The sequence below is a fragment of the uncultured Novosphingobium sp. genome, from assembly GCF_964277725.1.
GTDB lineage: Bacteria > Pseudomonadota > Alphaproteobacteria > Sphingomonadales > Sphingomonadaceae > Novosphingobium > Novosphingobium fluoreni.
In genome coordinates, this window is sequence record NZ_CAXYKL010000092.1 from 1 (window position 1) to 8,400 (window position 8,400).

5 protein-coding genes and 1 pseudogene are annotated in these 8,400 nt (G+C 59.3%); 5 read left to right on the forward strand and 1 reads right to left on the reverse strand.

The features are described 5' to 3' along the window. The 5 genes and pseudogenes from ACHWRX_RS05250 to ACHWRX_RS05270 form a co-directional block, all read left to right on the forward strand. A pseudogene (locus ACHWRX_RS05250) lies at positions 1 to 243 on the forward strand (hypothetical protein); the annotation flags it as partial. A 378-nt stretch (positions 244 to 621) separates the two neighbouring features. Next, entirely contained in the window at positions 622 to 1,791 is a 1,170-nt protein-coding gene (locus ACHWRX_RS05255) for an ABC-three component system protein (protein ID WP_294248205.1), read from the forward strand. Then, the gene (locus ACHWRX_RS05260; protein ID WP_294248207.1) at positions 1,788 to 2,297 is read left to right on the forward strand and encodes a three component ABC system middle component; all 510 of its coding nucleotides are present in this window, start codon (positions 1,788 to 1,790) and stop codon (positions 2,295 to 2,297) included. The genes ACHWRX_RS05255 and ACHWRX_RS05260 overlap by 4 nt, the downstream gene beginning before the upstream one ends. After that, on the forward strand, positions 2,297 to 4,270 hold the full coding sequence (locus ACHWRX_RS05265; protein WP_294248211.1) for a DUF3732 domain-containing protein: 1,974 nt from the start codon (positions 2,297 to 2,299) through the stop codon (positions 4,268 to 4,270). The genes ACHWRX_RS05260 and ACHWRX_RS05265 overlap by 1 nt, the downstream gene beginning before the upstream one ends. Positions 4,271 to 4,769: 499 nt before the next feature. Continuing rightward, positions 4,770 to 5,924 (forward strand): PIN domain-containing protein, encoded by a 1,155-nt coding sequence (locus ACHWRX_RS05270; RefSeq protein WP_294248215.1) that lies wholly within the window; start codon positions 4,770 to 4,772, stop codon positions 5,922 to 5,924. A gap of 405 nt (positions 5,925 to 6,329) precedes the next feature. Here ACHWRX_RS05270 and ACHWRX_RS05275 read toward each other — a convergent pair whose 3' ends face one another. After that, positions 6,330 to 7,982 (reverse strand): DUF6119 family protein, encoded by a 1,653-nt coding sequence (locus ACHWRX_RS05275; RefSeq protein WP_394658360.1) that lies wholly within the window; start codon positions 7,980 to 7,982, stop codon positions 6,330 to 6,332. Between the last annotated feature and the right edge of the window lie 418 nt (positions 7,983 to 8,400).

Here is an 8,400-nt window from a genome sequence, read left to right on the forward strand (position 1 = left end):
GTCACGATCGCAGGCAGTCTGGCCTGGGGTTTGGGGTGGGGACTGGAACAGTCGGGGCCGGACCGCTTTGCTTGGCACTGGGGCGCTAACGACGGCGTCGCGAACCTGTTCGTTCTCGACCTCCTCAACAATAACGGACTGGTCGTGCTGACGAACGGGGCCAGGGGGCAGCGAGTCTATGAACGAGCCGCCCGCGTCCGGTTCGGACGCGAGTTTGACGCCTTGACCTGGTTGCAACCGTGACGTCGGCCAACACGTGGTTGGAAACGACCATTCAGACCCATTTGTCGACACTCGCCGGCGCTTTTCGACTTCCCAACTCCGGTCATTGGTTCATGTTGCGGGAGCGCTGGTCGAATGGCTCGATTTGGGATAAAGCCGTCATTCCCGTCGCATCGCCAAGTGTCGGCTTCTAGCAAGATCTGACATTTGCGCGATCGGCTAAGCGGGACTGTGCGAGCATGTCGGCACGACGAATATTGATCTGATCTCGCAGACTCTCCCAGTCGACGCTTCATTGCCATCAACGTCTCGATCGTGACCGGGGTTTCAATTCACGGCCATCATGGCTTGACCTAGTACTGGGACTTGAACAGCATTGCTCCCGAGGGAGTTGATCCGATGAACGCCGAGACGAGACCTGCCAAGCACAGTGCGCCGGGCCAGTATCTCGGTTTCGCGCTGCAGCCCGTTCGCGTCTTTTATCACCTCCTGATCGCACCTAAAGGCGCGAAGGTATCCCTGGAATACAAGGATGACGTGGCCGTCCACCACGCCGACGGCAAGCTTGTGCTGGAGCAGACCAAGAGCGCGCTGCGCCAGAATCCGGTCTCGGACTGGGCCTATGACCTCTGGAAGGCATTTGAGAATTGGCGCGCGATGATCGTAGCGGAGGAAATAGATCCGAAGCTGACCGAATTTTGCCTGTATGTGACACCCCGAAAGACAGGCGCCTTCGTTCAGTTACTTTCTGCCGCTGGCGATGCGGCTGCGGCCGAGGCATCGCTGAAACTGATTCGAACCAAGCTTGCGAAGCTGAAGGCGTCTCCCGGTTGCGCGGAGTATCTGCTGCCCTTTCTCGATGCGCCCATCGCACAGCAAACGGATATTGTGGCCCGATTCAAGTTCGATTCCGAGGGGGCCGATCCGCTCGACGCCATCCGCGCCGTCTTGGCGCCTATCATCAGCGAGAGCCAGATCGATGTCCTCATCAAATCGGGCATCGGCCAAGCCAAGCAGTTACTCGATCGCCTGATCCAGCGCGGTGAAAGGCCAATCCTCGATGCGGATGCATTCCGCCGCGATTTTCATGCCTTTGTAAGACAAAATAATCTTCCCGGTTTGCTAACCTCTTTCGGGGGTGCTCCGAGCGAAGACCTCGTCACGGACGTAGCCTCCACGCGACCGACCTTCATCCGTCAACTCGAACTCGTCGAAGCGAACGATGAAGAGCGACTAAGGGCGGTCAGCGATTATCTGCGCGCATCGGCCGACAAGGCCGATTGGGCGGACCGCGGTGTCATCTTTCCGGGCAGCCTCGACACTTGGGACGATGATCTCGTGCGTCGGCACGGTATGATCCGGGGGGATGTCGCAGATCTCCACAGCGATCGATCGGCACCGGTTCAGGGGAGGCTTGTCTACCGCCAATGTGCTCAACATCAGGCCCCGCTCGAAGGACGAGCCGTTCCAGGCCATTTCGTCCATGGCAGTTACAATGATTTGGCCGACCGGCGCCTTGTGGGTTGGCACGCCGATTATAAAGCCCTGCTTGGCGAGGCTCCTGAATGACGGCCCTCGTCAGCCCGAACCTCACCGAACTCGACCTCGTTCAGAACCCCGCCATCGGCGCCTATCTGATCTGGAATTTCACGTTGGGCTATCAGGAAGATGGTCCTGACGCAGCGCCAGCACTGCTCGCCTTTTTGGTCCTGCCGATGCTGCTGCACCGTCAGACATTCGAGGCCGTCACGTCTACCAGAAAGGCATCGGGCCTCACGTTGTTCGCAGCCAAATTCGAACGTGAGCGCGAAGTGCTTATCGAACTGCATTCGCGCGCGCGCCTGCTCCGCCCGCTGACGCTCCAGTCTATCGGCGTCGCATCGACCTCGCGCCTCATCCGGATCGACCATGCCTCAGCTTTGCTCCACGGATATCCGCTCGATCTCCTAGAGGTAAAGAAGCCCGCCATTCCGGAACGGCTGAAGGGTTTCCCGGCCGCTGCCGACAAGATCGGCTACTGGTTTTCTAAGCTCGGACTTCCGCAGATTGCCTCGACCTTGAGGATCGATTTTTAATGTATTTTCAGCTTCGCAAATTGATCCTCTGGCCGCGTGCGGACGAAAAACCCCGCGAACTCGACTTCCACCCCGGCGTTGTGAACGTAATCAGCGGCGCGTCAAAAACCGGCAAGTCGGCCGTGATACCGATTATCGATTACTGCCTTGCCTCCGACAAATGCGCGATCCCGGTCGGCGTCATCCGTGAAAACTGCAGTTGGTTCGGTGTCGTGATCGACACGGTCGAAGGCCAGAAGCTCCTCGCGCGGCGAGAGCCGGGCGATCAACAAAGCACAGGCGACATGGTCCTTATCGAGGGCGATGTTGTCGAGGTTCCGCATCGGATCGAGGGCAAGGATACCACCCAAAAGAACGTCAAGAAGATGCTCGACCGATTGGCCGGGCTCACCAATTTGGGTTTCGATCCAGATTCCGACGCGGCCGCACAATCCCGACCTAGCTTTCGCGACCTAATGGCGTTCACGTTCCAGCCGCAAAACATCGTCGCCAATCCCGACGTCATGTTCTTCAAGGCGGATACGAGCGAGCATCGCGACAAGCTGAAGACGATCTTTCCCTACATCCTTCAGGCGGTCACCGCAGACGTCCTGCAGGCGCGGCATGAGCTTGACCGGTTGAATCGGTTGCTGCGGCGACGGGAGGCTGATCTTCGTGCGTTCGTGACCGCCGGCAACGCCTGGCGGCTTGAAGCGACCTCCTGGCTCCGGCAGGCAATCGAATTCGGGCTGCTTCCGCCGGACCAGGTCATTCCGACCGAATGGCCCGACATTGTCGACCTTCTGCGTGGCGTGGTCGCCGCGAACAGCGAAGCTGCTCATCCAACCATTGCCGGAGTAGATGCCGCGCTTGTGCGCCTAAAGGAACTGCGCGACGAGGAAACCAAGGTCGCGCGCGAACTGACCCAGCGGCGACAGCGTCTGACGGAACTCCGCCGGCTGATCGAAAGCAGCGACGCCTATGGAAGCGCGCTGCGAATCCAGCGCGATCGTCTCGCGATCTCGGAATGGTTGAAGCAGCTCTTGCCGGACGGCCGACCGGAGGATGTGATCGCGCTGCTGGGTGCGGGCGGCCGCGAGAAGGTCGAGCAACTCAGCGATGCTCTGGCCGCAATCGAGGTCAGACTTCGAACCCACCCCAGTGTGTCGGACACGCTCGATAAAGAAATCCTGCGGCTGCGTGCGGATGCCGAGACCTTTCTGATCCGGCTGAACGAAATCAAGCGTGAGATTGGGCTGCTCGAACGCAACTCTCAGCAAGCGAAGCAAGCGATCGACCGGTTCGATCGCATGGAGCGCTTCCTTGGGCGGCTCGAACAGGCGCTGGAGCTTTATGACAGGACGGATCAATCGGCGGGGCTTCGTCAGCAGATCGATGCCCTCAAGGCTCAGATCGCGGAATTGCAACGGCGGGTCTCAGAAAGCGAAATTCAGCGCAAGGTCCGCAATGCCCTCGACAGTATCGAAGCGACAACGGGCCGACTAATTCCGCGGCTCGACGCCGAATGGCCCGACGCGCCGGTGCGGCTCATGATCCAAGATCTCACGGTGAAGGTGATTCGCGGAACGCGTGACGATTATCTCTGGGAAATCGGAAGTGGCGCGAACTGGCTCGCCTATCATGTCGCGCTCACCCTGGCCCTGCAGACCTTCTTCCTGGCTTTGCCCCATCACCCTGTTCCCGGCTTGCTGATCTACGATCAGCCCAGCCAAGTCTATTTTCCACGGCGCGCGGCAGGCGAGGACAGGTCCGATCCAATATCCTGGCGCGATCAGGATGTCGAAGCGGTCCGGAAGGTATTTGCCTTGCTCGGCGAACAAGTCGGCAAAGCGTCGGGTCGACTGCAGGTCATCGTCCTGGACCATGCTGATGAGGACGTCTGGGGCGGCCTGGACCATGTCGTGCTTGCCGAACAGTGGCGCGACCACGCTCTCGTTCCCCTCGAATGGCTTGAGCCTGACGAACCGGATTAAGGCTTTCGTCGTGATGCTTTTTTGAAGCTTTGCGGCTTCCCTATGCTTTGCGCCACGCCCAAGACTTTCGATACCGGTTGCCTCTCTCGCGAATGTTCAAGCCCATGCAGCGGCGGCCGCAGCCGCTGCCACCCCCGTCGTCCCCGCTGCCGCGGTCGCGCCCTTGTCGAACGTTACCAACTTGTCAGCGCTGATCGGCGCTGGGAGCGCCCTCTTGGTAATGCTGCTGAAGGACGGCGAGCGTGGTCGTGGCGTTCACATGACGCACCTGCCCCATACGGCTTCCTTCCATTCCAACGAAGGGATCGTACCATCAAACCTTGGGATCAAACACCTAGTCTGTTGCTTTAGATGCGCGGGCCTTCTCCCAATTTCGTTTGCACAAGCCTGGCCGTGTCTCAGAGAGCACTATCGATCCCCAGCAGGTTTAGACTGATATCAAATGCTACGCTAAGGCTGGGGCTGAGCGACGCCACCCACCCGCCGAAGGACGCCTCCTGTGCCCTATGACGCCTTCACAATTGACACCAACACAATCATCCATGGTGGCATGGACTTCAAGACGGGCCTCCTCGGGCAACTTGAGCAGTTTAAAGACGGTCCGGTCAAGTTCGTTATCTCCGAGATAGTCGTGCGCGAGACGCTCAAGCATCTGCAGGCTCACACGAGGAAGACGCGAGACGCCGTGCTCTCGTCGCTTAACAAGGCAGCCGGAGCCGGCCTGATCAACGAGGAAGCAGCAATGGCGGCGAAAGCGGCGCTGGCCGACTCCCGGGAGATTGCCCGTGGTGCGGTCGCGGCGTTTCTAGATGGCACCGGAGCCGAAGTCGTACCCGCGAACCTCGCTACCGTGGACACGCTGCTCAAGGCATACTTCGAGCCCACAGCGCCGTTCGAAGCCAGCGGTGAGAAGAAGAGCGAGTTCCCGGACGCGATCGCACTGATGAGCTTGGAGCAGTGGGCCCGGTCATCCGGCCGAACCATTCTCGCGGCCAGCGCTGACAAGGGCTGGAAGGCGTTCGCCGACAGGTCCGACCATATTTCCGTCGAAGGTGACCTCGGCGGTGCCCTGCAGATCGTGCAGGACGACACGGATGCTGCGGCGGTAGCGATCAATGGCCTCCTCCGACGCATGACAGGCGGCGAGCTCGGCGGACTGATGGCGTCGGTCAGCCACCGCCTGAGCGACGCGCTGCTCGACTGGGACTTCGAGATCGAGGCGTCGTCATATCTACGGTACGAGGTCGATACCTACGAGCTAAAGCTGGAGGACTTCAGCTTCGTCGAGCAAGGCGAGGGGTTCGCCGTCACAATCGTGCGGCTGGAAGCCGAGGAGACTGCGATACAAGTCGATGTCGAGATCACCGCCACCGCCATCGCCGACTTCTCGCTATACGCTTGGGATAGCATCGACCGCGAGGAGATCGGACTCGGTACCACGTCGGCCTCAAACGAGGAGACCTTCCCCGCATCGATCCTCATCACCTTTCTGGGTCCGCTCACCGGCCCGCCCGAAGAACTCGACATCGAGGACGTCGAGGTGGTCGAGGCGCTAAGCAGCGTGAATATGGGCGAGATCGAGATGGACTATGGCGAGGATGATCGCGATGACTATGACCAGCTTCAGTTGGTGCTGGCGGCGGCGGCCGTCTAATGAGAGCCTATGGCCAGAATCGGTTGTTCGTGGATCACCTCGCTGACGGAAGGAATTTCGGCTTTCACGATGCCGCTTCAATCGACAGAATGACCGAGTAGGGCCGCTCAGCCGGCGGCGAGTTTGCGCGATTTGAACGGCGGGTTCCGGTAAAAGCAGACGCTTATATTAACAATGCTCAACGCCTTGAGTTGGTCGGTATCCGGCTGGCAGCTTCGCGGCCGAGCCGCCGCTGCGCTAGACGATCGATATCGATCACATCGGCGATCCGAACTTTTCGATGAATTCCGCCCCAGAGTGGGCCACGGCATCAATAATCCCGGTGTGCAGCCGCGTTTCGCTTCGGTTGGCGAGCCGCTTCTTCGTTAGAGAGGGCTAGGGCATAAAATGCCTCGATCGCGCGCATCAAACTGGTGCGTCTGGCGCAACTGCCTTCGCCTTCTTCTTGCCGGCACCCACACCTGGCTTCTTGATCCACGCGAAAGCCACGCCGTAGCCGAGTTCGTTGGCAATACGCCTCGCGGCATGACGAAACGAGATCAGGCTGAAGAATGGCAGCTTCAGGTCCTTGCCCGGTGCGGCGTTGACCAGCACGCCGAAAACTACCGTGAATTTAGAAGTATCGAACGGCTGGTCGGCCGCCGGGATAATATCTTCGAAGACAGCCCCACCTGGCTGAGCCGCTATCTTTGCTCGAACCGCGTCGCGAAATTTGCCGTCGCGCTTCAGCACGACACTCGACACCAAGCCTTGGTTGAACAAGTGACTGAGCTTCGAAGACTCAGATTTGTCCTTGATATGAATAAGCGCTCCACCCTTAGAAAGGAAGTCGCACACCTCAATCGGCGAGGAAGCATCACTCGGCTTCACGAGTTGGACGTCCAGCGATAGCAAGTCACCGCCTGCTGCTCCCAGCGCGGCGTTATAGGTTTTCTCGTTATCTCCGGCGGCAGCCGCCGGCAAGTCGACCTTGGCGACATGATCGAAGTACGCCTCGACCTCTTCCGCGAGGGCGTTGTCGATCTTGTACCAGCGCCCTCCGGACAAGGTGTAAGTTGAGCCTTCCAGCTTCGTCTCGTAAACCAAGCAATCCCGCATCTTCCAAGATGAACCGGCGGAGGTCCCGTCCTCGTCAACTTCCTGCACAAAATGGCTGTCGAGCATATCCGCCGTGTAGGCGGCCTTGCCCTTGTCCTTCAGGCCCTGAAGGTAATGCGCCACCTCTAGATCAGGATAGACCAGACGCGAGCCGTAGCCACGAAATGTGACCGATCCACCGTTGTCTGGATCGTACATAGCAGGAAAGGCCAGGCTGACCTCATCAACTTCGGATGCGTTTTTTATGAGCGCTCCCGTCATCGTATCGACAAGGCTTGCTTCGAGCTTGGCGAGCGTTCCTCGATCACGAACATGCCTGATGTGGTCGATCCAGCCGAACTCGGCTTTATACGCGTCCTCGTTGTATAGCTCGAATGCCCTCGCGCAGATCGCTGGCAAGTCGCCCACCGTCGCCTTGCGGCGAATCGACAAGCTGTCGTTCCCGCTGATACGTGTCGCAAATGCCTTGTCCTTCGGCTCGCCGAGCAAGCCTCTAACGATGTCCCGTTCGGGGTCGATTTCGAACACCGTTCGCTCGGCGCCACGACTCGCCTGCGATCGACGATTCAGCGTGTTCGCGTCCGGTGTGCGGACATCTGCACTCTTCAGCTTGCGATGGTCGACGGCATTAAGAACCACGCGGAGGCCGAAGTCCTGCTCGATGGCTGCGGCGTCAAGCTTCGCATGGCCAAGCCCAAAAGCAACAGCGAACCAGCGTTCCGCCGCCCTGACGAAGACCAGCCCATAGCTTGAATGCTGGAACAGGTCAGCCTTCTGCCCTTCCGTGAGCCCCAAGAATTCCGCCCAATTAGGCGTACCACCGCCAACTGGCCCAGCTGCGATCTTTGCTCCGGCTAGTGAAGGTAAGTCGCTTAGGACAACGCCCGCACGCACAGCGTCCGCCGGCTCCACGCCCTGCCGTATCAGTCGCAGCGCCAAGTTTTGAGTTCTTTCAGCCACAGTGAAATTTGACGCTTCCGGCCCGGCCGAGTCAACTCATCAAAGAACCATAGGTTTAAACCAATGTGGATCGTTCTCTTCGGCGAAACATCGCAGTCGCTAGACTTCGCGCAATGGATTAAGTGACGTTGCAGCCATAAAGTCCTCGGTAGACAGCTGTTCATGGCTGCCGCTTGCAACGTGGCGGCAGCGGTCTGGCAGCCCTTTTCGATGTGGCCGTCTACCGGGTGGGATTGGGCGCTTTTGACCAGTAGCTGACGTTAGCCAGCAGGTCGGGCAAACGGCAGCTTTCGGGATCGCCGCCGATCAACCTCAAAGACGAAAGTCAAGAGCCGTAGCTACCGTCTGACAGTTGGTGAACGAACGGCTGGGAACGCAAACCTGACGGCCCAAACCGGCCGTTCCGCTATCCACCAGT

Excerpts from the sequence above, each read along its gene's own strand:
- ACHWRX_RS05260 (WP_294248207.1), top strand. The coding sequence starts at position 1,788 with ATGACGGCCCTCGTCAGCCCGAACCTCACCGAACTCGACCTCGTTCAG.
- ACHWRX_RS05255 (WP_294248205.1), top strand. The coding sequence starts at position 622 with ATGAACGCCGAGACGAGACCTGCCAAGCACAGTGCGCCGGGCCAGTAT.
- ACHWRX_RS05265 (WP_294248211.1), top strand. The coding sequence starts at position 2,297 with ATGTATTTTCAGCTTCGCAAATTGATCCTCTGGCCGCGTGCGGACGAA.